We start from the raw sequence: 23,230 nt of genomic DNA on the forward strand, positions 1-23,230 counted from the left end.
GTGAGCATGCTACTGCCCGACGACGAGGTCCTCGCTGTCCCGGCGCGAATGCGCCGACGAGCCTTCAAGTTCCTTCCCGACGACCAGTATCCGGTCGACGAGTGGAAGCTGATCGAAAAGCGGTACAGCGACAAGTACCTCGGTCGCGTCGAGACGCTGCTGTCGCTGTCAAACGGCTACCTCGGGATGCGCGGCACCCACGACGAGGGCCGCCCAGTCGTGGAGCGCGGCACCTACATCAACGGCTTCCACGAGATCTGGCCGATCGTCCACGCCGAGGAGGCCTTCGGATTCGCCACCACGGGCCAGACGATCCTGAACGTGCCCGACGCGCGCACCTTCCACCTGTACGTCGACGACGAGCCGCTGTACCTCGCCACCGCCGACCTGCGGTCCTACGAGCGGTCGCTCGACATGCGCCGGGGCACCCTGACCCGGTCGCTCGAGTGGCTCACGCCCGCAGGCAAGCGGGTCCGCGTCCGGTCCGAACGGCTTGTGTCGTTCGAGCACCGCCACCTGATGGCCGTGTCCTATGAGGTCACCCTGCTCGACAACCACGCACCGGTCGTCATCTCGTCGCACATCCGCAACCAGCAAGACGAGCGCGATCCGGCAGGGGACCCGCGCAAGGCACGCGCGCTGCCCGACCGGGTGCTCGTACCGCAGGGGCACACCGCCGCCGCCGGCCGCTCCGTGCTCAGCTACCGCGTCGCCGACAGCGGCATGACGATCGCGTGCGGCATCGACCACGTGATCGAGACCGACAACGAGCACACCCATCACAGCGAGGCCGACCCGGACCTCGGCAAGACCGTCGTGGTCGTCGACGCCGAGCCCGGGAAGACCATCCGGATCCACAAGTTCGGCACCTACCACACGTCGCGCAGCACGACGACGCGTCAGCTCAGCGATCGCTGCCGGCGCACGCTGGACCGTGCGGTGCGTGACGGCTTCGATGCGCTGCTCGAGGCGCAGCGGTCCTACCTGGACGACTTCTGGGAGCGCAGCGACGTCGAGGTGCGCGGGAACCCCGCGGTCCAGCAGGCGGTGCGGTGGAACATGTTCCAGCAGATCCAGGCCGCGGGGCGCGCCGAGGGCACCGGCATCCCCGCGAAGGGCCTCACCGGGTCGGCCTACGAGGGCCACTACTTCTGGGACACCGAGATCTACGTCCTGCCGTTCCTGACCTACACGGCGCCGCGGATCGCCCGCAATCTGCTGCGGTTCCGCCACTCGCTGCTCGACGACGCCCGCCAGCGGGCCCGCGAGGTCAGCCAGCGCGGCGCGCTGTTCCCGTGGCGCACGATCAACGGCGAGGAGGCGTCCGCCTACTACGAGGCGGGCACTGCCCAGTACCACATCAACGCCGACATCGTCTACGCGCTGCGCAAGTACGTTGAGGTCACCGGTGACACCGAGCTGCTGGACACGCTCGGTGCCGAGATCCTCGTCGAGACCGCGCGGCTCTGGACCGACCTCGGGTTCCACCGCGATGACGGCCAAGGCACGTTCCACATCTACGGCGTGACGGGCCCCGACGAGTACACCACGCTGGTCAACGACAACACCTACACGAACCTGATGGCGCGATTGAACCTGCGTTTCGCCGCCGAGGTCGTGTCCGACATCCGTCGGGAGGATCCGGACCGGTACGCCGTGCTGCACCGCGAGACGGGGGTGACGGCCGAGGAGATCGCCGAATGGAGCAGTGCGGCTGACTCGATGTTCGTGCCGTACGACAAGGTGCGCCGGATCCATCCCCAGGACACCAACTTCCTGGACAAGGAGGTGTGGGACTTCGCCGCCACGCCCCGCGACAAGTACCCGCTCCTGCTGCACTTCCATCCGCTGGTCATCTACCGTTTCCAGGTGATCAAGCAGGCCGACATCGTGCTGGCGATGTTCCTGCTCGGCCACGAGTTCTCACGCGAGCAGAAGCGGCGCAACTTCGACTACTACGATCCGCTGACGACGGGTGACTCGTCGCTGTCGCCCTGCATCCAGAGCATCATCGCCGCCGAGCTGGGCTACGGGGACAAGGCGGTGGAGTACTTCCGCAACGCGGCGCTCATGGACCTCGCCGACGTGGCCGGCAACACCACCGACGGCATCCATGTGGCGTCGGCCGGCGGCGTGTGGATGGCCGTCGTCTACGGCTTCGGCGGCCTGCGCGACTCCGACGGCACGCTGGCGTTCGAACCGCGGCTACCGCGCACCTGGGACGGTCTGCACTTCCCACTGCAGTACCGCGGACAGCGCCTCGACGTCGACGTCCGCCATGACGAGGCCACCTACGAGCTCGCCGACGGCGAACCGCTGACGATCGTCCACCAGGGCAAGCCGATCGAGCTCAAGGCGGGAGAGGCGGTCACCTGCCCCGTGCAGCAGCCCTGACGCCGGCGGATGGGCGCTCAGCTGCGCCGGTTGATCGTCGCGGCGCTCGTCGTGGTGGCCGCGTTGTGGCTCGGCTCGTTGCGCAGGAGCGGGCAGATCCCTGCAGGTGATCCTATGGCCGGGGCGCCGTCCAACGTGCAGGCGGCCCGGGTCACGCGCGTGGTCGACGGCGACACGCTCCGCGTGGAGGTCACCGGCCCGGGTCGACTGCCCGGCGGAGAGCACCGCGTCCGTCTCCTCGCGATCGACAGCCCGGAACTGGACGACGGCGCCGGGCCGGAGTGTGGCGCGAGCGCCGCAGCCGCCTACCTTCGCGACCGCGTGCCCGCCGGGAGCCGGGTGTGGCTGGAGGCCGACCGGCAGGACGTGGACCGCTTCGACCGGCCACTGCGGTACGTGTGGACGACGGGAGACGCACTGCTCAACCTCGCGGTCGTCGAGGCCGGCCACGCGCGCGCCGTTCTGATCGCACCGAACAACCGGTACTCGACGGCGATGCGCGACGCCGAGGACGTGGCGCGAGCGGCGGGCGCCGGCGTCTGGAGTGCCTGCGCCGGCGCCTGACCGGGACGGGTCGCCACCGCACCTCGCCCGCACGGACCGCTGGCTACACTCGACCGCACATCCGACCCGTGAGGAGCACCGTGGCGACCCGACAGGCCGACACCTATGACGTCAGCGTCGACCGGCAGAAGGCCGCGCAGGCCGCCGGAACGTACGACCTCGGTGACCTGCCGGGCCCACTGTCCGAGCCGGTCAGCGCCGCGCGCATCGGCAAGAGCCTGCGTCAGGACAAGATGCTGACTGGCGCAGAGATCCTCGGCGACGTGACACGGCTGATCCCTGGTGCCGCGCTGGCGATCTACGGCCGCCCCGAGTCGCGGTGGGCCAACGCCTACTGGCGCCGAGCAGGCAACGCCGCCACGATGACCGAGCTTCTGAGCTACGCCCGGCAGCTCATCGGCATGCGGCCCGATGGCCACCTGGTGGTCTGCCTGTGCGGACACGCCGGACAGGGACCGTGCATCCCCCTGTGGGCGCCGCGTGGCGAGGTCAGCCTGACCGTTCAGCCCAACGACCTCGTCCTGCGGTTCGACGACATCGTCACAGCCGACTGATCGACCGCGTCAGGTCGACCGGCGCAACTCCTCGACCTCGGCTTCGCACTCCTCGACGAACTCCTGCGCGTTGCTGATGCGCTCGTCGACGCGCTCCGACTCCGCCAGCACGACCGATCGGCGCGCACCGATCGCCTCCACCACGGCCTTCGTCGTCTGGTCGATGGGCCGGCGCATCCTCCTCGGCACCGTGTCCGCCTGCTCGCGCACCTGTGCGACGAACGCGTCGAGCCGCTCGCGCTCGGCGATCAGGAACTCGCGGTAGCGCAGCAGGTCGGTGTGCTCCTCACGCGCCCGCAGGAGCGTGAAGTAGGCCGCGTCGTACTCGGAGCGCGCAGCCACCGGTCGTCCTACGCGCCGTCTGCCAGCTCGGCGAACAGGTAGGCCTCGGCGAGGCACGCACGCTCCCAGTCCTCCAGGTGCAGCGACTCGTCGATCCCGTGGGCCCGTGTGTCCGGATCCTCCACACCGGTCAGCAGCGCCGGAACGTCTCCGTACGCCTGGGTCAGCGGCTCGATCAGTGGGATGCTCCCGCCCATGCCGATGAGCACCGGCTCGGCGCCGAACGCGGCGGCCAGCGCCCGGCGGGCCGCTTTCATCGCCGGCTGGTCCGGATCGCCGCGGTAACCGTCACCGGCCGCGCCTGGTGTGACCTTCACCTGCAGCCCCCACGGCGCGTTCGCTTCGAGCCAGTCGACGAGCACGGTCAGAGCTCGTCCGGGTTCCTGGCCCGGTGCCAGCCGGGCACTGACCTTGGCGCGGGCAACCGAACTGAGCGTGTTGGACGCCTGCGCGACGGGGGTGGCGTCAAGCCCGATGATCGAGATCGCGGGCCGGTTCCACAGTCGCTCGAGCACGTGGTCGTCGCGTGCGCCGATCAGCTCGACACCGTCGAGCAGGCCCGCCTCCGCGCGGAACTGCTCGACGTCGAAGCGCAGGTCGTCGGCGTCGCTGGGACTCGACAGTGGGGGAACGTCGTCGGCGAACCCGGGGACGGCGACGGTGCCGTCGTCGTTGGTCAGGCCCGCGAGCAGCTTGACCAGGCCGGTCAGCGGATCGGGCACCGCACCGCCGTACATGCCGGAGTGCAGTGGATGGTCCAGCGCACGGACCTCCACGACGCAGTCGACCAGGCCGCGCAGCGTGTGCGTGATCGCGGGCATGCCGACCTTCCAGTTCATCGAGTCGGTGATGACGACGACGTCGGAGCGCAGCAGGTCGCCGTAGGCCTCGAGCAGCTGGCCGAGGTGCTCGCTGCCGGTCTCCTCCTCGCCCTCGATGATCACCTTGACGTTGCACGGCAGTCGCTCATAGGTGGACAGCCACGCGTCGATCGCGGCGACGTGGACCATGATCCCGGCCTTGTCGTCGGCGGCGCCGCGGCCGTACAGCCGTCCGGCACGCTCCACCGGCTCGAATGCCGGCGTGGTCCACGCATCGGGGTCGCCCGGTGGCTGCACGTCGTAATGGGCGTAGCACAGCACCGTCGGCCGGTCGGCGCCGGCATCCAGCCACTCCGCGTACACGGCCGGGTGGCTGCGGTCGACCTCGAGCAGCCGGGCGGCGTGGCAACCGCGGGCCGTGAGCAGGTCCCGGACGGCCTCGGCGCACCGGCGGACCTCGTCGTGGTCGAAGCCCGGCGCGCTGACGCTCGGGATGGTGACGAGCCGCTCGAGATCGATGCGGTGGGTCGCCATCCGGTTCACGAGCGTGTCTCGGATCTGCCTGTCGGTCATCTCCACCGCCTCGCCAGCGCGTTCCGGGGACATGGTAGGTGCGCCAGCGCTCCCGCAGGGTAGAGGTCATGGACGGCGACGTCACCGAGGTGTTCGGCGGACAGCGCGACGAAGGTGGTTGGGTCAGGGGTGATTGGGCAGAATTGACATTGACGTCAATGTCAACGACGATCGCACGTTGTCCCCCGCCCGCTGACGGAGGCGCACATGGCAGACACGATTCCCCCGGTCACCGGATCGCCGGCAGCCGACAGCGAGCCCGCATCGCTGCTCGGCACGTGCGCGGACTCGATGGGCCTGGTCGTCGCCCCGACCACCGGTCGCTTCGAGCCGGCCACCGGCACGGGACGCGTGCGCGCCGGACAGCTGCTCGGCCACATCACGGGGGGCAGGGGCCGTGCCGATGCGGTCCGCGCACCCGTCGACGCGCTGCTCAAGAACCTGCTCGTGCGGCCACGCCAGCTCGTGCGCCGCGGCCAGGCGCTCGCGTGGCTCGACGTCTCCCCCGCATGACCACACCCACGACGGTGGTGCCGCGGTAGGTTGCTGGTCATGACCTCAATGAGCGGTGGGTCACGGCCATGACCTCATGCAGCGTCAGCGGTAGGTCACAGCCATGACCTCATCCAGCCTCAGGGGGAGGGCAGGGCCATGACGCCACGGACCGCCGTCCTCGATGGCCTCGGCGTGGCCGTGCCCGACCGCGTCGTGACCAACGACGACTTGGCGGCCCGGCTCGACACGACCGACGAGTGGATCCGCACGCGGACGGGCATCGCCGAGCGGCGCATCGCCGACCCTGCCGTGGCGACCAGCGACCTGGCCTACGAGGCGGCCCAAGCCACGCTCAAGGACGCCGACGATGTGCCGCCGGCCGCAGTGATCGTGGCCACCACCACGCCCGACCACCCGATGCCGGGCGTGGCGCCGCTCGTCGCAGCTCGCCTCGGATGGGACTCAGTGCCCGCCTTCGACGTCCAGGCCGCATGCTCCGGCTTCGTCTACGGGCTCGCGTCAGCGGCCGGCCTGATCGCCGCCGGCGTCACCGACCGGGTGCTGCTGATCGGCGCGGACCTCATGTCGCGGATCACCAACCAGGACGACCGCGCGACGGCCGTGCTCTTCGGTGACGGCGCCGGGGCGGTCATGCTACGGGCCGGCTCACCCGATGAGCCGGGCGCAGTGGGACCGTTCGACCTCGGCAGCGACGGCGCACACGTCGACCGCCTGATCGTGGCCGCGGGAGGGACGCGCGTGCCGAGCCATCCGACCGAGCCCGCGCGCTACCTGTCGATGGACGGGCGGGACGTGTACCGGCATGCTGTGCGGCGGATGACCGAGTCGTGCCGCGCCCTACTGGACCGGGCGGGCCTCGGCGTCGACGACGTCGACCGCTTCGTGGCACACCAGGCGAACCTGCGGATCCTCATGGCGGTGGCCGATCGGCTCGGCGTCGCCGAGGAGCGGCGCGTGAGTAACGTCGACCTCTATGGGAATACCTCAGCCGCATCGATCCCGCTCGCGTTGGCCGACGCGGCGTTGCGTCCGGGCGAGCGGATCCTGCTCACGGCGTTCGGCTCCGGGTTCACATGGGGGTCGACGCTGATGACCTGGCCGGATCTCGGCCCGTGACCTCGACGACGTGATCAACCGACGGTGAAGGGAACATCGGACACATGAGCAGCGCTGTCTACGACAAGGTCAAAGAACTCCTCGTCGAGAAGTTCGGCGTCTCCGAGGACGAGGTCTCACCCGAAGCCACGTTCTCCGACCTCGACCTCGACTCGCTCGACCTCGTCGAGTTCGCCCTCGCCGCCGAGGAGGAGCTGGGCGTGCGCATCAGCGACGAGGAGGCGGAGCAGCTCGACACGCTCGACGACACCGTCAAGCTCCTCGAAGAGAAGGGAGCCACCGTCGAGGGGGCGGGGTGACCTCAAGGAGCGTAGCGGTGGGTCACATGACATGACGACTGAGATCGCGATCACCGGACTCGGCCTGGTCACACCGGCGGGGATCGGCGTCGACGCCAGCTGGGAGGGTGTCCTGTCCGGCCGGTCCGCCGGTGCGACGGACCCGAATCTCGCTGGCATCCCGATCGACATCAGCTGCCGCGTGGCCGACTTCGACGGCAACGCGCTGCTGGGGCGCAAGGTCGCGCGCCGGCTCGACCGTTTCGTGCAGCTCGGGCTCGTCGCGGCGCGCGAGGCGATCGAGGACTCCGGACTGGATCCCGAGAGCTGGGACGGCGCCCGGGTCGGCGCCGTCATCGGGTGCGGCATGGGTGGCGCAGCCACCTGGGAGGCGCAGCACACCGTGCTCATGGAGAAGGGACCTGGGCGGGTGTCGCCGCTGCTGATCCCGATGCTCATCCCGAACATGGTTGCCGGCCACATCGCGATCGAGTTCAACGCCAATGGGCCCAACCTGGTGACCGCAACCGCGTGCACGTCCGGCACGACGGCGCTGGGCGTCGCGCGTGACCTGCTGCGTGGCGGTGCCTGCGACGTGGTCATCGCCGGCGGGAGTGAGGCCGGGCTCACGCCGCTGTCGATCGCCGCGTTTGGTCAGATGCACGCCCTGTCAGAGCGGGTCGACGACCCTGCGGCCGCGTCGCGCCCGTTCGACGCCGACCGTGACGGCTTCGTCGCGGCCGAGGCTGCCGGGGTGCTGATCCTCGAACGTGCCGATGACGCCGCGGCGCGCGGCGCAACCGTGCGGGCGCGGCTGATCGGCTACGGCGCCAGCGCCGACGCACACCACATCACCGCCCCCGACCCGGACGGCGTGGGCGTGGGCCTCGCGATCACGTCGGCGCTCGCCGACGCGGGCGTCACGCCCGCCGACGTGAGCCACATCAACGCGCACGGCACGTCGACGCCGCTCAACGACGTCGCCGAGTCGAGGGTGATCCGGCGGATCTTCGGCGGCGACGCGCCGCCGGTCACGTCGACCAAGGGCGTGACGGGCCACTCGCTGGGCGCCGCCGGCGCCATCGAGGCAGCCTTCAGCGCGCTGACGCTGCAGCACGGACGCATCCCACCGACGGCGAACCTCGACATGCAGGATCCCGAGATTGACCTGGACGTCGTCCACGGCGCGCCACGCGACAGCAACGTCGACGTGGTCATGTCGAACTCGTTCGGGTTCGGCGGCCAGAACGGCGTCGTCGTGTTGGCCGGTTCCTAGGACTGCGGCCGTGCCACCTCGCTCCGACCGGTGCCCGGTCGTGGGGACCGCTGCGGGAGGTTCCACGTGACCGACGTCATCGACCCGCGCGCCCACCGTCTCGCCCGCATCCATGCACTGGTCGACCTCGACAGCTTCTCCGAGATCGGCAGCAGGGCGCGGCACCGCGTCACGGCGTTCGGCATGGATCGCAAGCGCCCGGACGGCGACGGCGTGGTGACCGGGCCGGCACGCATACACGGCAGGCCCGTCGAGGTCTTCGCCCAGGACCCGACGGCGCTCGGTGGATCGCTGGGGGAGGTGCACGCAGCCAAGATCGCCGCCGGCCTGGACCGAGCGGCTCGTGTCCGCTGTCCCGTCGTCGGCCTGCTCGACTCGGGCGGCGCGCGGATCCAGGAGGGGATCGCCGCACTCGACGGCTACGGCTCGATCTTCTACCGCAACGTGGCTCTGAGCGGTCGCGTCCCGCAGATCAGCGTCGTGCTCGGCCCGTGCGCCGGTGGGGCGGTCTACTCGCCGGCGCTGACCGACGTGGTCATCATGCAGCGCGACAAGGCCCACATGTTCGTCACCGGTCCGCGTGTCGTGCGCGCCGTCACCTTCGAGGACGTGTCGCTGGCCGACCTCGGTGGAGCGGACCTCCACGCGCAGACATCGGGTGTCGCCCACCTGGTCGCCGACGACGCGGCCCACGCGCTGGACCTCACGCGCCGGGTGCTCGGCTACCTGCCAAGCTCGTGTCACGATCTGCCGCCGACAGAGGCGCCGGGTCGTGCCGACCCCATGCCCCGGATCCCCGACGACCACCGTGAGCCCTACGACGTGCGCCGCGTGATCGACGGGATCGTCGACCACGGCACGTTCCTCGAGCTGCACGAACGGTTCGCCGAGAACGTCGTGGTCGGCTTCGGCAGGGTCGAGGGGAGGTCGGTTGGCGTCGTCGCCAACCAGCCGCTCGTGCTCGCCGGGTGCCTCGACATCGAGGCCAGCGAGAAGGCGGCGCGCTTCGTGCGCCTCTGCGACGCGTTCGGCGTCCCCCTGGTCACGCTGGTCGACGTCCCGGGCTTCCTCCCGGGCACCGGACAGGAGGCCAGCGGCATCATCCGCAAGGGCGCCAAGCTCCTCTATGCCTTCGCGGAGGCGACCGTGCCCCGAGTCACGGTGATTCTGCGCAAGGCGTTCGGCGGCGCCTACATCGTGATGAACTCCAAGTCGCTGGGCGCTGACGCGGTGTTCAGCTGGCCCGGTGCCGAGATCGCCGTCATGGGCGCCGAGGGCGCGGTCGACGTCATCCACCGCCGCGTGCTGGCCGAGGACCCCGACCGCCGTTCCGAGCTGCTGGCGCAGTACCGCGAGGAGGCGATGGACGCGACCGTCCCGGCGGAACGGCTCAGCGTGGACGAGGTGATCGACCCGGCTGGGACCCGCGACCGCGTCGCGGCCACCCTACGATCACTGGAGCGCTCGGTCCGTCCCGGCTACCGTCACGACAACTTGCCCCAGTGAGGCCGGCGGGCCGGCCCGCCTGAGAGGATCCACCGTGCTGCTCGACGACAAGCGCCTGCTCATCACGGGCGTGCTCAACGACGCCTCGATCGCGTTCCACGTCGCGCGCATGGCCCAGCGGCAGGGCGCCGAGATCGTGCTGACCGGTTTCGGCCGTGGCATGCGGATCACCGAGCGGGTCGCCGGTCGCCTGCCCGAGCCTGCCGACGTGCTGGAGCTCGACGTCACCGACGAGGACCACCTCAGAATGGTGGCCGCTGCGGTCGACGACCGCTGGGGTCGCCTGGACGGTCTGGTGCACGCCATCGGGTTTGCGCCCGACACAGCGATCGGCGGCAACTTCCTCGACACCCCGTGGGACGACGTCGCCACCGCGATGCACGTCTCCACCTACTCGCTGGTCGCGCTGGGGCGTGCGTTCGCCCCACTGCTCGCGGCCTCGGAGCGCGGCGCCATCGTCGGGCTCGACTTCGACGCGGCGGTCGCGTGGCCGGCCTACGACTGGATGGGGGTGGCCAAGGCGGGGCTCGAGGCGTGCTGCCGGTACCTGGCACGCGACCTCGGCCCGCAGAGGACCCGGGTGAACCTGGTGGCCGCCGGCCCGCTGCGGACCATCGCCGCGCGCAGCATCGCCGGGTTCTCCACGTATGAGCAGGTGTGGGAGAAGCGCGCACCACTCGGATGGGATCCCGGGGACCCCGAGCCGGTCGCCCGGGTGGTGTGCGCGCTGCTCAGCGACTGGACGCCGGTCGTCACCGGAGAGATCGTCCACGCCGACGGTGGCGCGCACGCGATGGGCGCCGACGTCCGCTGAGCGTCGTGGGGGTCAGCCGCTTCCCGGACCCACGGACCGCGGCCGGCGACGAGCCGCTGGCCTACGGCGGCGATCTCGAGGTCGTCACGCTGCGCGAGGCCTACAGCCTCGGCATCTTCCCGTGGCCCGGCGACAGCGGCACGATCTGGTGGTGGTCCCCTGACCCGCGTGCCGTGATCCCCGTCGGTGGCCTGCACGTGTCCCGCAGCCTGCGTCGCACGCTGCGGTCCGGCCGGCTGCACTGCACAAGCGACGTCGCCTTCGACGCGGTCGTCGCCGCGTGCGCGCATCGGCCGGGGGAAGGGACTTGGATCACACGTGGCATGCGCGCGGCGTACCGGCAGCTGCACGAGGAAGGTGGCGCACATAGCACGGAAGTGTGGAACGCCGAGGGCCGCCTCGTCGGAGGGCTGTACGGTGTGCCGACGGGCCGGGTGTTCTGTGGTGAGTCGATGTTCCACCGCGAGGCCGATGCCTCGAAGGTGGCGATGGTCACGACGATGCGCATCCTCGCGCGCGGCGGGTTCAGCCTGTTCGACGTCCAGCTGCCAACGGGCCACCTCGCGTCGATGGGTGCGGTCGAGATGCCGCGCGACATCTACCTCGACATCCTACGGGCGGGCCGCGACCACCCCGCCGTGTGGGACCCTACGGTGGCCCGCGATGATCGCCACCTAAGGTGAACGGCTCGTGGATGCAGGCGACGCACGCCTTGGCGTTGTCGACGTTCTCCCAGCTGACGCGCCACAGCCGATCCTCGATCCCACACACGGTACTGCCCCGCCAGCGCAGCTGGATGTCGTCGGGTGGTTCGGCCAGGTGCTGGATGGTGTCGCTGGATGGGACCCACACCCAGATCACGTCTGCCATCGGTGGTCCGGCCCTTTCGCGTCCTGACAGGTCCAGCCCGCCACCTGGTTGAGGGCTCCGGCCCTGGCGGACTGGGGGGCAGTCTAGAAGATCGCCATCCTCGTCCGCGGCCACTGGCGGCGCCAGTCCGTCGGACATTCCGCGACTACGCTTCCGGCGGTGTCCATCGAACCGATCACGCCGACCGCGCCCCACGACGTGGATCGGACCGTCTTCACCCAGACCTGGGCACGGCTGACGTTCCTGCACTGGGCCGTCAAGCCGGGACGGGTGGCGGCGCACCTGCCCGCCGGGATACGTCCCGACGTCATCGATGACGTGACCTACGTCGGCCTGATCCCGTTCTGGATGCAGGACGTCGGCGTCCTCGGTGGCCCCGCGGTGCCATTCTTCGGGTCGTTTTGCGAGACCAACGTGCGCCTGTACTCGGTCGACGGGGCGGGTCGGCGTGGTGTCGTGTTCGTGTCGCTCGACGCCTCACGGTTGGCGCCGGTGCTCGTCGCGCGCGCCACCGGGCTGCCGTACGTCTGGTCGCGCATGCGCTACCGGCGTCGCGGCGACCTCGTCAGCTACACGTCGCGACGCAGGCGGTGGCCCACCGCGCCGAAACCGCCCGGCACCGACCGCGCCCGCGCCACCGGGGCCCGGTCCTCGATCGGCCTGCGGGTCGGTCGTCGTATCGAGCCGGAGCGCCTCGAGCACTTCCTCACCGCGCGCTGGGGCCTGCACGCGTCCGACGGCCGGGGCGGCGCCGTGTTCTGGCCCAACCAGCACCCCCCGTGGTCCCTGCACACGGCGACGGTGGAGCACCTCGACGACGACCTGCTCGCGGCCGCCGGCTTCGGCGACCTCGCGCGCCGCCGACCCGACAGCGTTCTGTTCTCGCCCGGCGTGGACGTGCGCTTCGGATCCAGGAGGCCGGCATGAGCAGTCGAACGCAGCGCCGGCACGGCACCACTCACGCAACGCTGAGTGCCGAGCGTGGCAACAGAGGCCGGCGGGGCGGTGCTGGCTGCCACGCCCGCACGACCGTGGCAACGGGGGCCGGTGGGGCGGTCCTGGCTGCCACGCCCGGGTGACCGTGGCAACGGGGACCGGTGGGGCGGTGCTGGCTGCCACGCCCGAGATGAAGGCCAGGACGCCCGGGGAGAGCGGCCCCAACGGCCGGGCGGGTCACGCGGCGGCCACCGTGCGTGGACTGATGGTGACCGCGAGTGTCGGGCCCGGCTACGCGGCGATGTCGACCGCCGCGCCCATGTCGGGCAGCGCCACCGCCAGCACCTGGTCGTAGCGGTCGGCCAGGGTGATGTCGAGGTCCTCCCGGACGTGTTCGGGTACGTCGTCGAGGTCGTCGGCGTTGCGCCGCGGCAGCACCACCCGGCGCAGGCCCGCGCGGTGGGCGGCGAGGAGCTTCTGCTTCACCCCGCCGATCGGCAGCACCAGGCCCTGCAGGGTGATCTCGCCGGTCATGCCGACGTCGTTGGCCACCGGCTGCCCGCGCAACAGGCTGACCAGCGCGGTCGTCATCGTGATCCCGGCCGATGGTCCGTCCTTAGGGATGGCTCCGGCGGGCACGTGCAGGTGGATGCGGGTGGTGTCGGGCACGTCGTCGGGCAGCCCCAGCGCGGCCGCGTTGGCGCGCACGTAGGACAGCGCGATCTCCGCCGACTCCCGCATCACGTCGCCCAGCTGGCCGGTGATGGTCAGCGCCGCCTCACCGTTGGTCCGGTTCGCCTCGATGAACAGCACGTCACCGCCCATACCCGTGACCGCCAGCCCGGTGGCGACACCAGGGAGGCTGGTGCGCTCGGCGACCTGTTCGTGGTGCACCGTCGGGCGGCCGAGCAGGTCGACGACCTGGTCGGCGTCCACGGTGACCGGTGGCTCGGCATCACCGGTCGCGATGCGGGTGACGACCTTGCGGACCAGCTTGCCGAGCTGGCGTTCCAGGTTGCGGACACCCGCCTCGCGGGTGTAGCCGTCGGCGATCGCCGTCAGCGCGGCGTCGGTCAAGTCGAGCTCGTCATCACGAATGCCGGCCCGTGCCACCTGACGTGGCAGCAGGTGGTTGCGCGCGATCGCGACCTTCTCGTTGTCGCTGTAGCCGTCGAGGCGCACGACCTCCATCCGGTCGAGCAGCGGGCTCGGAATGGTGTCCACGACGTTGCCCGTCGCGATGAACAGCACCTCGGACAGATCGAGGTCGACCTCGAGGTAATGGTCGCGGAAGGTGTGGTTCTGCTCGGGGTCGAGCACCTCCAACAGGGCAGCGCTCGGATCGCCGCGCCAGTCGCTGGCGACTTTGTCGATCTCGTCGAGCAGGATCACCGGGTTGGCGGTGCCCGCCTCGGCAAGGGCGCGTGCGATGCGACCCGGCTGCGCACCAACATAGGTGCGGCGGTGGCCGCGGATCTCGGCCTCGTCACGCACGCCACCCAGCGCGACGCGCACGAACTGGCGCCCGAGCGCGCGCGCGACCGATTCACCGAGCGACGTCTTGCCCGTGCCGGGCGGACCGATTAGCGCAAGGATCGCACCGGTGCCGCGCCCAGTCTCGGGTCCGAGGTCACGCTCGGTGCGCAGCTTGCGCACGGCTAGGAACTCGATCAGCCGGTCCTTGATGTCCTCGAGGTACGTATGGTCCTCGTCGAGCACAACGCGGGCGGCGTCGAGGTCCAGGTTGTCTTCGGTCCGGTTACCCCACGGCAGCTCGAGGATGTGGTCGAGCCACGTACGGATCCACCCGTGCTCCGGGTTCTGCTCGCCCATCCGCTCCATGCGGCGCAGCTCCTTCTGCGCGAACGAGCGCACTTCGTCGCGCATCCCGGCGTCGGCCAGCCTCTGCTCGTACTCGGCGATCAGATCGCCGTCGTCGTCCTCGCCGAGCTCGGCCCGGATCGCGGCGAGCTGCTGGCGCAGGATCGCCTCGCGCTGCGACCGGTCGATCTGGTCGCTGGTGCGCTTGCGGACCTCGTCGCTGACGGTGACGTCGGCCAAGGTGTCCTTGGCCCAGCCCAGCACCTTCTCGAGTCGCGCGGTCACGTCGAGGGTCTCGAGCACCTCGACCCTGCGCTCGACCGTCAGGTCGGGGGAGTACAGGGCAGTGTCGGCCAGTGTCCCCGGGTCGGTGATCTCCGCCACGGCCGCGGCCACGCCGCTCGCCCTCCGGCGCCGGAGGATCTCGCCGAGCACCGCACGGTACTCGCGTGCGAGCTGGGCGGTCCGCGCCGGATCGCTGCTGGTCGGCGCGACGGGTTCGACGGCGACCCGCAGACCACCATGCTCGTCGTCGCGGCCCGCGCCGATCCTGGCCCGCTCGATGCCACGCACCAGCACCGCACGCGTGCCGTCCGCGGCCTGCTCGTCCTGCTCGACCATGCCGATCGTGCCGATCTGGGCGTAGCGACCCGCCATCTGGGGGACCAGCACGAGGCGTCCGTCACCCGCACGCGCGGCATCGATGGCACGCCGTGCCTGGTCGCTCTCGGCCACCATGTTCACGACCATCTGTGGTGCCACGACGCCGTCGGGCAGCGGCAGCAGGGGCAGCGCCACCGTGGTCACATCATCCATTCCAGCCACCTTCGCTCGTCACTTGCAGATCACAAGCTATCGGTGGCTGACCGGAATGGCTCCTCGGATCGCCGACCTACACCACGACGCTGTCGTCAGTGTCGGCGTCGGTCAGGACCACGGCGCAGGTTGGGCAGTACCAGCGGGCCTCGGCGGGTGTGCCGCACGCGTCGTGGCGCACAGGATCTCCGTCGCCCTCGGTGGCTCCCCACTGGGCGAGCACCCGCAGGGCGCTGGCCAGGGCGTAGCCGCTCGCCGTCAGCTCGTAGGCGTAGCGCGGTGGGCGCTGCTGGTACGGCTGCGCGATCACGACACGGTGGCGCTCCAGCTGCTTCAGCCGGCTCGACAGGATATTGGGCGCGATGCCGTCGACGTGCTCCTGCAGCTCGCCGAAGCGGCGCGGGCCGTCGAGCAGTGCCTCGATCAGCAGCAGCACCCAACGGTCACCGACACGCTCGGCTGCGTGGACCAGTGGCGAGGTCTCCGGTGTGCTCACGCTCGCATGCTACCCGCGGGGTCGGCAGATAGGGGTTGCCCCTCGACACGTTGAGGATAGTCTATTGCAAGTCACAAGTCACTAACCAAGGAGCCGACCGTGACGACCCTTGACGACCTGGCAACGGTCCTGCAGCAGATCGAGTCGCGGGTCGGACCCGCGGTCGTTGGCATCGGCCGGCGTCGCGGTGCCGGTTCCGGCATCGTGGTCGCCGAGGGCAGGATCGTGACCAACGCCCACAACATCCGCGGCGACACGGTCGGCGTCCGCCTGCACGACGGCTCACGGCTGGAGGGCACGCTGGCCGCCGCTGACCCCGACAGCGATCTGGCGGTCGTGACCGCCGACACGGGCGACATCACGCCCGTCGACTGGAGCACCGACGCCGCACCAGCGCTCGGCACCGCCGTGTTCGCGCTGTCGCGGGCGCGGTCGGACGCGGCGACACGCGTGACGTTCGGCACCGTCGCCGCCGTGGACCGCCGGTTCCGCGGACCCCGCAACCGGCCGATCACCGGTGCGTTCGAGCACACCGCACCGCTGGCCAGGGGCGCCTCCGGCGGTCCGGTCGTCGATGCGAGCGGCGCACTGTTGGGGATCAACACCCACCGCCTGGGAGAGGGGTTCTACCTCTCGGTCCCCGCTGATGAGGCGCTGCGCGCCCGTGCCGACGCGCTGGCCGCGGGTCAGGCGCCCTCACAGCGTCAGCTCGGCGTCGCGCTGGCGCCGCCCCACGTCGCCCGGCGCCTGCGAGGTGCCGTCGGCCTGCCCGAGCGTGACGGCCTGCTGGTCCAGCAGGTCTTCGACGACACACCGGCCGCGGCGGCCGGTCTGCGGCGTGGTGACCTGATCGTCGCGGTAGACGGCGCGGACGTCGACAGCATCGACGTGCTCTACACGGCCCTGGCGGGCCAGGGCGACACGCTGACCCTGCGCATCCTGCGAGGCGCCGACGAGAGCGACGTCACCGTCAGCTTCGACTAGCGCGGTCGGCAGGTCACGGAGCCTGACCGTCTCAGCGGCCGGCGACGTTGTCGATGAGCCCGGCCGCGAGGGCCTCGGACACCGACAGGTGTGATCCGTCGCGCAGTTCCGCCGCCGCCTCGTCCTGTGTGAGATGCGAGACCGCGGCGAGGTGCTCGGCGATCCGCCGCCACAGCTCGGAGACCTGCGCGGCGCCATGGCGGATGTCGTCGACCCGGCCCTCGATGACGTGGCCGCCGTCGAGGCGGAGGCTGATCGTGGCGCGTGGTGTCGCCGCCCGCCCGGCCGTGCCCGAGGCCAGCACGACCGCCGCCGTTCCGGTCGCGACCCCGATGCACCGCGTCGTCAGGGGTGCCCGCAGCAGGCCGATCACGTCCAGCACCGCCGGCAGCGCATCGACCGGCCCACCGGGGCTGTTGACGGTCAGCTCCACCGGGTCAGCCGAGCGGCCGTCGGCGAGCATCAGCTCGGCGCACACGCGGTCTGCGGCGGCGTGGTCGAGCGTGCCCATCAGCAGCAGGCGACGATCCTCACGGAGCTGCTCGACGGGATCGCCGGACGGCGCTGGGTCCACGAGCGGCACTACCGGAACGCGTGGCGCGGTCGTCGGATCGGGGTGATCCGGCTGCCGACGCGGATGCCACGGCACGCCCGGCGGCGGGATCTCGGGCGGCGGTTCGCCGGGAATCACGCGTCATCCTCTTCGTCGATCGGCGCGACGCCGAACCGCATGGTCAGCCCGAGTGCCTGGGCGTACCGCTCCAGGGTGGACAGGCGCAGGTCCCCGCGGTTCGCCTCGAGCCGGGCGACCGCCGACTGCGACGTGCGCATGCGCTCGGCGACGTCGGCCTGTGACCGACCGGCGGCGCGGCGACGTTCCGCCAGGTGGCGGACCACGTCGTCGATGTCGGCGTCGAGCTGGTCGAAGCCGGGGAAGACCGACCGCGGTTGGTGGCTGCGGTCACCGTCCATCGCCGTCATCTCGGCACCGCCTCGGCGTCCCGTCCGTCACGCGGCGCGAACGCGGTCAATGCCTGGGCGTCGCTGGCGGGGGAGCGGACGAAGAAGTCCGCCCACACTTCCGCCTCGGCGGGATAGCCGGTCGCGACGATCGCGGCGCAGGCGGCCTCTACGTCGAACGTCGTGGTGCGCAGCTGAGCGACGCCATCACGTAGCAGTGCCCAGTGGGCACCCGGACGGCCGTACGGCATGCCGACGCTTCCGGCGTTGACGATCAGGTGGCGGTGCGCCAGGCGGTGGAACGGCATGTGGGTGCGTCCGCAGACGATCGTCGACACGCCCCGATCGACGGCGGCCAGGATCTCCTCCCACCGCGACAGCCACGTGTCCACAACCACGACCTCCTCGTTGTCACGTGGCGCGCCGTGGCAGCGGAACAGCACAGCGCCGAAGCCGTCGACGTCCAGCGTGATGGGATGCGGCAGGTCGGCCAGCACGGCCACATGCCGGTCGGCGGGCTGCTGCGCCGCCCACGGCGCGATCGGGTCGGGGATGGTCGTCGTTCCCCCGCGTGCCAGCGTGACCAGCTCGCGGTCCGCGTTGCCCCGCACCCACACGACGCGGGCGCCGAGGCCCACGAGCCGGTCGAGCACGGCGACGGGCTGCGGACCCGCGGCGATGTCGCCCGTCATCACGATGCGGTCCGCGGCGGCGACCTCGGGCTCGGCCAGCACGGCATCGAGCGCGGGCGCGACGCCGTGGATGTCTGACAGCACGGCGAAGGTGCCGACGGCGGTGGCGGTGGGAGTCACGGGTCCTCCTGCGAGCAGTCCAGGCCGAGTTTGTCCGGCGGACCTCCCTGGGCCGTTGGGAGTCGAGCGCCGGCGAGACGATCAAGTTCGTGGAACCAGGCCCACGAAGTATATCAAATGTGATATGGACTGACGGGCGTGCTCGACATCGATGATGTGGCCGGACGGCGCGCGATCGAGACCGCCTTGGCGGGCCGGGTGACCGTGTCCGAGGAGCAACGCTGCCGCGGCGCTCGAGGTCATGGCGCGGTTCGCCGCCGACCCGAGATGGCTCATCTACCTTCCGCCGACCATGTCTCCGTCGGAGACGTCCACGGTCGAGGGCCTGCTCGAGCGTCCGGCCGAGGCGTTCGCGCACAACGCCTCGCGTGGCGTCGAGCGCGTCGTGTGCGAGGCCAAGCACATGGGGTCGCGAGTCGTCGTCGTGGTGGCACGCGACGCGGCCGCCGCGCAGAGGCGGTTCGGTGTGGGTGAGGGCGACGGGGGAGCGGTGCTGACCCGCACGGGACGGCCGTGCGTCGACCCCGACATCACGGCCGAGGTGGTCGACCGGGTACGCGGGGGCTGAGCCGAGCGGGCCTGTGGGACGAGCTCGAGACCGACTGGGTGTGCCTGGACGGCGAGCTGCTGCCGTGGAACGCGCGCGGCGATGCGCTGGTCCGCCGGCAGTTCGCGTCGGTCGGTGCGGCCGCGCGGGCGTCGCTGGCCGCCACCCGGACCGTGCTCGAGGGCACCGGCGACTGCGTCGATGTCAGCGACCTGCGCGCCACCGTCGCACGCCGCGTCGCGGCCGCCGACCGGTTCACCGACGTCTACCGCAGCTACTGCTGGCCAGTGGCGGGTTTCGCCGATCTCAGGCTCGCGCCGTTCCAGGTGCTGGCCGCCGAGGGACAGTGCTGATCAACCGGGGACACGACTGGCACATGGCCGTCGCCGCGCGGATGCGGACGCGTCGCAGCTGTGCGTCGCGACGCCACACGTCGCCCCCCGCACCCTCGAGGCGCTGCGGTCACGCACCCTGAATCACAAACGCGCGATGGCGCAGCGGGAGTTCGCGCTGGGTGTCGAGGCGGTGACCCGGTACGTCGACCGTGAGCCGCTGCACCGCGTGCACGAGGCGGTGTTCGGCGTCCTGGCGATCGAGAGCGAGCCGGTCGATCCGCGACTGTGACTTCTATAGGTCTTGACTTATATAAGATCTGTACTATACTCGGGGGACATGCACGCGTTCGACGTCCTCGGGGACCCGGTGCGCCGTCGCATCCTCGAGCTGCTGGCCGATGGCGAGCAGCCCGCCGGGGCGGTGACCGCGGTCGTGCGGGACGAGTTCGGGATCTCACAGCCGGCGGTGTCGCAGCACCTCAGGGTGCTGCGTGACAGCGGGTTCGCCCGGGTCAGGCCCGATGGCGCGCGGCGGCTCTACGCGCTGGACGCCTCGCCGCTTCGCGACGTGGACGACTGGCTCGACAGGTTCCGGGCGTTCTGGACACCGCACCTCGACGCTCTGGCGACCGAACTCAGGCGCGGGCAACGACAGAGACGGACGGCACAGGCCGGCCCGGATGACAGGAGTAGTGACGCATGATCGATGTCGAGCACCAGATCAGCGCGGTCAGCAGGCAGGTAGGCTCCCGGACGCTCGACGCGGGCGACGCCCGCGTCGTCACGGTCAGCCAGACCTACGACGCGGACGTCGAAGACGTGTGGGACGCCTGCACGAACGCCGACCGCATCCCGCGGTGGTTCCTGCCCGTGACCGGCGAGCTGAAGGAGGGCGGCCGCTACGAGCTGGAGGGCAACGCGAGTGGGACGATCGACACCTGCGACCCGCCGCACGGGTTCACCGCCACGTGGGAGTTCGGTGGCGAGGTCAGTTGGATCGAAGTGCGGCTGGCCGAGGTCGGCGGCGGACGCACCGAGCTGCGACTCGATCACGTCGCCCACGTCGACGACACCCGGTGGACGCAGTTCGGTCCGGGCGCGGTCGGGGTCGGGTGGGACCTGGCGCTGACGGGCCTCGCCTCCCACCTCGGCGCCGATGGCGCCGCGGTCGACCGGGACGAGGCTGAGGCGTGGGCGATGTCCGACGAGGGCCGGGCGTTCATGACGCGCAGCAGCGGGGCCTGGCGTGATGCCAGCATCGCCGCCGGGACCGACCCCGACCAGGCGACCGCGTCGGCCGAGCGGACGACGGCGTTCTACACCGGACAGGACGTGCCGGAGACGTCAACCTGACACCATCGGCCGCCCGGTGGCCGAGACCACCGGCGGCCACGTGGCGCAACCTCGTCATCAGTGACGCGTCCGAGTCGCCGCCGAGCAGGGCACGCCATCACCCGACCTGAGCACAGGTCGTGTGATGTGTCTGCGGGGAGCGCGGTCGACAGGCGCTGTCCGTGGTGGCAGGCTCGACGGCACGGATCACTGCCCGGGAGCACCCACCGATGGTCTACGCCTTCATCGTCGGACCGGTCGCGATCGCGGTCCGCTACTGGGAGGAGCGTGACCGGGAGGTTGAGGGCGGCGCGCGCATCGAGGTCCGCCGCGTCGCCGAGGTGATCGGCGAACGGCACCGTCCGGGTGCCGCGGGCTGGCGCATCGAGCCGGTCGCGGACGGCGGCCTGTGGCGGTCCGACATCCTGACCGTCATCAGCCGGCCCGGCAACGAGGTGCGGTACCACCATCATCCCGAGTTCAGCGACGGCGACGTCGGCCGGCGGGTGTTCGATCCCGAGATGACCGCGGACCCGGTCGGCTTCACGATGGCACGACTCGCCGACGTCCCACGACTGCTGGCCGACGCCGGCGAACCGGAGCTGGCCGAACAGGTCGACCGGGCCGCGGTCGAGGCGGTCCTGCCGGCGGTCCGCGACGCGATCGACGCCTGCCTCGCGCGGATGCCGCGTGTCCCCGCCGACGCCTGACTCGCCGCCGTCGGCGAACTCCTTCAGGTCCGGCTAGACCTTGCTGAACGCCTCGTGACTGGCCCGCCCGAGCAGCATCGCCGTGCTCTCGTGCTGCTCGCGACCCTTGAGCTCGTAGGCCTCCTCGACGAACTCGATGTCCTTGACGTGGAGCAGACAGGGCAGACCGGACGCGGAGTGGGTTTTGGGATGCCAGCGCGCTGGACAACTCTGGTGCGACGTGGCACCGTCACACAGATGACCAGCAGACCCGCCGCAGCGCAGCACCTGCGCGACCTCGCGCGGCTGCGCCGCGTTCGCGACCGGATCGACCGGGAGTACGCGCAGCCGCTGGACGTCGAGGCGCTCGCCCGGGGCGCGCACATGTCGGCCGGGCACCTCAGCCGCCAGTTCCGGCTCGCCTACGGCGAGTCGCCGTACGCCTATCTGATGACGCGGCGCATCGAGCGCGCGATGGCGCTGCTGCGTCGTGGCGACCTCAGCGTCACCGAGGTCTGCTTCGCGGTCGGCTGCTCGTCGCTGGGCACCTTCAGCACTCGCTTCACCGAGCTGGTCGGTGTGCCGCCCAGCATCTATCGGCGCCAGGCGGCGCGCGCGACGGCGGGGATCCCGTCGTGCGTGGCGAAACAGGTGACCAGACCGATCAGGAATCGAGAAGCACCGGTCACCCAACCGCAACTAGCCTGAGCGCCATGGACATCACAATTCACTCGAGCTTCCTCCCGCAGAACGACCCGGACGCCGCCCTGGCCTTCTATCGCGACACCCTCGGCTTCGAGGTCCGCAGCGACGTCGGATACGAAGGGATGCGCTGGATCACAGTCGGACACGCCGACCAGCCCGGCACGTCCGTCGTCCTGTATCCGCCGGCCGCCACCCCCGGCCTCACCGACGACGAGCGCCGCACCATCGCCGAGATGATGGCCAAGGGCACCTACGGCATGCTCCTCCTGGCCACCAAGGACCTCGACGGTACCTTCGAGCAGCTGCAGGCCAGCGACGCAGAGGTCGTCCAGGAGCCGACCGAGCAGCCGTACGGGGTTCGCGACTGCGCCGTCCGTGATCCCGCGGGCAACCACATCCGCATCCAGGAGCTGCGCTGAGCCGTCTGGCGATCGCAGCCATGACCTGCACCGACGGCACCGTGAAGGAGCCCGCGCACGACGTCGGTGGCGGCCGCCCGGTGGCCACCGTCACCGACCCCGATGGCAACGTCCCCGGGCTGCTTCAGGACCGATGAGTGCCGACCCCCCGCTCCCGCGCTCAGCGTCGTCGCGACACCGAGCATCGGCTCACCCACGACAGCGATGTCTGGGTGGCCAGTGCCTCGGCGGACGGTGCGCCGTATCTGGTGCCACTGTCCTTCGACTGGGACGGCGAAACGCTGCTGGTGGCCACGCCGACGGACAGCCCGACCGGCAGGAACCTGGCTGCCACCCGAACCGTTCGGCTGGGGCTTGGCCACACCCGCGACGTGTCCATGATCGATGGCGAAGTCGAGGTCCTCGAGATCGACGCGCTGCCGCAGCAGCGGGGTGACCGGTTCGCCGCGCGCACCGGCTTCGACCCGCGTGCTCTGGCCACCCCGTACCGCTGGTTCCGCATCTCCCCGCGCCGCATCCAGGCCTGGCGCGAGGTGAACGAGCTGCGCGACCGCGAGCTGATGCGCGACGGCCGCTGGTTGGTCTGACGCCTCGGCCGGGCGCGCCGCGTGGTCGGGGCCGGAGGCTCCACGGGCCGAAGCGAAGGAGAACCAGACGTACGCTCGAAGCTGGTCAGATCCGAGCCAGGCGACGCCGACGGAGACTGCGAAGGCGGCCCTGCCCGACAGATGGAGACACACGATGAGCACGGCCA

Annotated in this window: 28 protein-coding genes and 1 pseudogene; 21 read left to right on the forward strand and 8 right to left on the reverse strand. The window is 71.0% G+C overall.

Annotated elements, in window-relative coordinates; genetic code table 11:
- Positions 1–6 precede the first annotated feature (6 nt).
- From VK923_05975 to VK923_05985, 3 genes are all read left to right on the forward strand, one after another.
- The gene (locus VK923_05975) at positions 7–2,394 is read left to right on the forward strand and encodes a glycosyl hydrolase family 65 protein (GenBank protein ID HSJ44213.1); all 2,388 of its coding nucleotides are present in this window, start codon (positions 7–9) and stop codon (positions 2,392–2,394) included.
- A gap of 9 nt (positions 2,395–2,403) precedes the next feature.
- Positions 2,404–2,958, forward strand: coding sequence for a thermonuclease family protein (locus tag VK923_05980; protein ID HSJ44214.1), 555 nt, complete (start codon positions 2,404–2,406; stop codon positions 2,956–2,958).
- A gap of 80 nt (positions 2,959–3,038) precedes the next feature.
- On the forward strand, positions 3,039–3,512 hold the full coding sequence (locus VK923_05985; protein ID HSJ44215.1) for a hypothetical protein: 474 nt from the start codon (positions 3,039–3,041) through the stop codon (positions 3,510–3,512).
- A 9-nt stretch (positions 3,513–3,521) separates the two neighbouring features.
- On the opposite strand, the gene VK923_05990 is transcribed toward VK923_05985, so the two are convergent.
- On the reverse strand, positions 3,522–3,854 hold the full coding sequence (locus VK923_05990) for a hypothetical protein (protein HSJ44216.1): 333 nt from the start codon (positions 3,852–3,854) through the stop codon (positions 3,522–3,524).
- Positions 3,855–3,862: 8 nt separating this feature from the next.
- Complete coding sequence (locus tag VK923_05995; protein HSJ44217.1) at positions 3,863–5,248, reverse strand: M20/M25/M40 family metallo-hydrolase; 1,386 nt, start codon at positions 5,246–5,248, stop codon at positions 3,863–3,865.
- Between the two features lie 207 nt (positions 5,249–5,455).
- On the opposite strand from VK923_05995, the gene VK923_06000 reads away from it, so the two are divergent.
- The 7 genes from VK923_06000 to aat all read left to right on the forward strand — a co-directional run bounded on the left by VK923_06000 (position 5,456) and on the right by aat (position 11,437).
- On the forward strand, positions 5,456–5,761 hold the full coding sequence (locus VK923_06000) for a hypothetical protein (protein HSJ44218.1): 306 nt from the start codon (positions 5,456–5,458) through the stop codon (positions 5,759–5,761).
- A 138-nt stretch (positions 5,762–5,899) separates the two neighbouring features.
- On the forward strand, positions 5,900–6,880 hold the full coding sequence (locus VK923_06005) for a beta-ketoacyl-ACP synthase III (protein HSJ44219.1): 981 nt from the start codon (positions 5,900–5,902) through the stop codon (positions 6,878–6,880).
- Positions 6,881–6,924: 44 nt separating this feature from the next.
- The gene (locus tag VK923_06010) at positions 6,925–7,179 is read left to right on the forward strand and encodes an acyl carrier protein (GenBank protein HSJ44220.1); all 255 of its coding nucleotides are present in this window, start codon (positions 6,925–6,927) and stop codon (positions 7,177–7,179) included.
- Between the two features lie 31 nt (positions 7,180–7,210).
- The gene (gene fabF, locus VK923_06015) at positions 7,211–8,434 is read left to right on the forward strand and encodes a beta-ketoacyl-ACP synthase II (protein HSJ44221.1); all 1,224 of its coding nucleotides are present in this window, start codon (positions 7,211–7,213) and stop codon (positions 8,432–8,434) included.
- Between the two features lie 66 nt (positions 8,435–8,500).
- Positions 8,501–9,940 carry an acyl-CoA carboxylase subunit beta gene (locus VK923_06020; protein HSJ44222.1) on the forward strand — a complete coding sequence of 480 codons (1,440 nt, stop codon included), beginning with the start codon at positions 8,501–8,503 and terminating at the stop codon, positions 9,938–9,940.
- Between the two features lie 34 nt (positions 9,941–9,974).
- A complete protein-coding gene (gene fabI, locus VK923_06025) occupies positions 9,975–10,754 on the forward strand; it encodes an enoyl-ACP reductase FabI (protein HSJ44223.1) in 780 nt (259 codons plus the stop codon).
- A 5-nt stretch (positions 10,755–10,759) separates the two neighbouring features.
- Positions 10,760–11,437, forward strand: a complete 678-nt coding sequence (gene aat, locus VK923_06030) for a leucyl/phenylalanyl-tRNA--protein transferase (protein ID HSJ44224.1) — start codon at positions 10,760–10,762, stop codon at positions 11,435–11,437.
- Here the strand turns inward: aat and VK923_06035 are convergent.
- Positions 11,403–11,624 (reverse strand): hypothetical protein, encoded by a 222-nt coding sequence (locus VK923_06035; GenBank protein HSJ44225.1) that lies wholly within the window; start codon positions 11,622–11,624, stop codon positions 11,403–11,405. The two genes, aat and VK923_06035, sit on opposite strands and share 35 nt — an antisense overlap.
- Positions 11,625–11,783: 159 nt before the next feature.
- Between VK923_06035 and VK923_06040 the strand changes: the two genes are divergently transcribed.
- Positions 11,784–12,551 (forward strand): DUF2071 domain-containing protein, encoded by a 768-nt coding sequence (locus VK923_06040; GenBank protein ID HSJ44226.1) that lies wholly within the window; start codon positions 11,784–11,786, stop codon positions 12,549–12,551.
- Positions 12,552–12,851: 300 nt separating this feature from the next.
- Here VK923_06040 and lon read toward each other — a convergent pair whose 3' ends face one another.
- Entirely contained in the window at positions 12,852–15,197 is a 2,346-nt protein-coding gene (gene lon, locus VK923_06045; protein HSJ44227.1) for an endopeptidase La, read from the reverse strand.
- 76 nt (positions 15,198–15,273) lie between these two features.
- Positions 15,274–15,693, reverse strand: coding sequence for a helix-turn-helix domain-containing protein (locus tag VK923_06050; GenBank protein HSJ44228.1), 420 nt, complete (start codon positions 15,691–15,693; stop codon positions 15,274–15,276).
- Positions 15,694–15,792: 99 nt separating this feature from the next.
- On the opposite strand from VK923_06050, the gene VK923_06055 reads away from it, so the two are divergent.
- Entirely contained in the window at positions 15,793–16,677 is an 885-nt protein-coding gene (locus tag VK923_06055) for a S1C family serine protease (protein HSJ44229.1), read from the forward strand.
- A 31-nt stretch (positions 16,678–16,708) separates the two neighbouring features.
- Here the strand turns inward: VK923_06055 and VK923_06060 are convergent, their stop codons facing one another.
- From VK923_06060 to VK923_06070, 3 genes are read right to left on the reverse strand one after another with little or no spacing between them, the layout of a single operon-like run.
- Complete coding sequence (locus VK923_06060) at positions 16,709–17,368, reverse strand: ATP-dependent Clp protease proteolytic subunit (GenBank protein HSJ44230.1); 660 nt, start codon at positions 17,366–17,368, stop codon at positions 16,709–16,711.
- Positions 17,365–17,658: a helix-turn-helix transcriptional regulator gene (locus tag VK923_06065; protein HSJ44231.1), complete on the reverse strand. Its 294-nt coding sequence runs from the start codon at positions 17,656–17,658 to the stop codon at positions 17,365–17,367. The genes VK923_06060 and VK923_06065 overlap by 4 nt, the downstream gene beginning before the upstream one ends.
- Entirely contained in the window at positions 17,655–18,449 is a 795-nt protein-coding gene (locus tag VK923_06070) for a metallophosphoesterase family protein (protein HSJ44232.1), read from the reverse strand. The genes VK923_06065 and VK923_06070 overlap by 4 nt, the downstream gene beginning before the upstream one ends.
- 238 nt (positions 18,450–18,687) lie before the next feature.
- Between VK923_06070 and VK923_06075 the strand changes: the two are divergent.
- The 9 genes and pseudogenes from VK923_06075 to VK923_06115 all read left to right on the forward strand — a co-directional run bounded on the left by VK923_06075 (position 18,688) and on the right by VK923_06115 (position 23,063).
- A pseudogene (locus tag VK923_06075) lies at positions 18,688–19,017 on the forward strand (hypothetical protein).
- 38 nt (positions 19,018–19,055) lie between these two features.
- Positions 19,056–19,349: a hypothetical protein gene (locus tag VK923_06080; GenBank protein ID HSJ44233.1), complete on the forward strand. Its 294-nt coding sequence runs from the start codon at positions 19,056–19,058 to the stop codon at positions 19,347–19,349.
- 58 nt (positions 19,350–19,407) lie between these two features.
- Positions 19,408–19,620, forward strand: a complete 213-nt coding sequence (locus tag VK923_06085) for a hypothetical protein (protein HSJ44234.1) — start codon at positions 19,408–19,410, stop codon at positions 19,618–19,620.
- Between the two features lie 48 nt (positions 19,621–19,668).
- On the forward strand, positions 19,669–20,034 hold the full coding sequence (locus tag VK923_06090) for a metalloregulator ArsR/SmtB family transcription factor (protein HSJ44235.1): 366 nt from the start codon (positions 19,669–19,671) through the stop codon (positions 20,032–20,034).
- The gene (locus tag VK923_06095; GenBank protein ID HSJ44236.1) at positions 20,031–20,684 is read left to right on the forward strand and encodes an SRPBCC family protein; all 654 of its coding nucleotides are present in this window, start codon (positions 20,031–20,033) and stop codon (positions 20,682–20,684) included. The genes VK923_06090 and VK923_06095 overlap by 4 nt, the downstream gene beginning before the upstream one ends.
- Positions 20,685–20,893: 209 nt before the next feature.
- Positions 20,894–21,373 carry a hypothetical protein gene (locus VK923_06100; GenBank protein HSJ44237.1) on the forward strand — a complete coding sequence of 160 codons (480 nt, stop codon included), beginning with the start codon at positions 20,894–20,896 and terminating at the stop codon, positions 21,371–21,373.
- 237 nt (positions 21,374–21,610) lie between these two features.
- A complete protein-coding gene (locus VK923_06105; GenBank protein HSJ44238.1) occupies positions 21,611–22,060 on the forward strand; it encodes a helix-turn-helix transcriptional regulator in 450 nt (149 codons plus the stop codon).
- Positions 22,061–22,065: 5 nt separating this feature from the next.
- Positions 22,066–22,476: a VOC family protein gene (locus VK923_06110; GenBank protein ID HSJ44239.1), complete on the forward strand. Its 411-nt coding sequence runs from the start codon at positions 22,066–22,068 to the stop codon at positions 22,474–22,476.
- Between the two features lie 212 nt (positions 22,477–22,688).
- A complete protein-coding gene (locus VK923_06115; protein HSJ44240.1) occupies positions 22,689–23,063 on the forward strand; it encodes a pyridoxamine 5'-phosphate oxidase family protein in 375 nt (124 codons plus the stop codon).
- Positions 23,064–23,230: the final 167 nt, after the last annotated feature.

It is taken from the genome of Euzebyales bacterium (genome assembly GCA_035461305.1).
Lineage (GTDB): Bacteria > Actinomycetota > Nitriliruptoria > Euzebyales > JAHELV01 > JAHELV01.

Bases quoted from the DNA above. Each gene is read 5' to 3' on its own strand.
- lon (HSJ44227.1), bottom strand. From the start codon at position 15,197: ATGGATGATGTGACCACGGTGGCGCTGCCCCTGCTGCCGCTGCCCGAC.
- VK923_06105 (HSJ44238.1), top strand. From the start codon at position 21,611: ATGACCAGCAGACCCGCCGCAGCGCAGCACCTGCGCGACCTCGCGCGG.
- VK923_06005 (HSJ44219.1), top strand. From the start codon at position 5,900: ATGACGCCACGGACCGCCGTCCTCGATGGCCTCGGCGTGGCCGTGCCC.
- VK923_06035 (HSJ44225.1), bottom strand. From the start codon at position 11,624: ATGGCAGACGTGATCTGGGTGTGGGTCCCATCCAGCGACACCATCCAG.
- VK923_06090 (HSJ44235.1), top strand. From the start codon at position 19,669: ATGCACGCGTTCGACGTCCTCGGGGACCCGGTGCGCCGTCGCATCCTC.
- VK923_06065 (HSJ44231.1), bottom strand. From the start codon at position 17,658: ATGACGGCGATGGACGGTGACCGCAGCCACCAACCGCGGTCGGTCTTC.
- VK923_06110 (HSJ44239.1), top strand. From the start codon at position 22,066: ATGGACATCACAATTCACTCGAGCTTCCTCCCGCAGAACGACCCGGAC.
- VK923_06000 (HSJ44218.1), top strand. From the start codon at position 5,456: ATGGCAGACACGATTCCCCCGGTCACCGGATCGCCGGCAGCCGACAGC.
- VK923_06100 (HSJ44237.1), top strand. From the start codon at position 20,894: ATGGTCTACGCCTTCATCGTCGGACCGGTCGCGATCGCGGTCCGCTAC.
- VK923_05975 (HSJ44213.1), top strand. From the start codon at position 7: ATGCTACTGCCCGACGACGAGGTCCTCGCTGTCCCGGCGCGAATGCGC.
- VK923_06010 (HSJ44220.1), top strand. From the start codon at position 6,925: ATGAGCAGCGCTGTCTACGACAAGGTCAAAGAACTCCTCGTCGAGAAG.
- fabF (HSJ44221.1), top strand. From the start codon at position 7,211: ATGACGACTGAGATCGCGATCACCGGACTCGGCCTGGTCACACCGGCG.
- VK923_05980 (HSJ44214.1), top strand. From the start codon at position 2,404: ATGGGCGCTCAGCTGCGCCGGTTGATCGTCGCGGCGCTCGTCGTGGTG.
- VK923_05995 (HSJ44217.1), bottom strand. From the start codon at position 5,248: ATGACCGACAGGCAGATCCGAGACACGCTCGTGAACCGGATGGCGACC.
- VK923_06095 (HSJ44236.1), top strand. From the start codon at position 20,031: ATGATCGATGTCGAGCACCAGATCAGCGCGGTCAGCAGGCAGGTAGGC.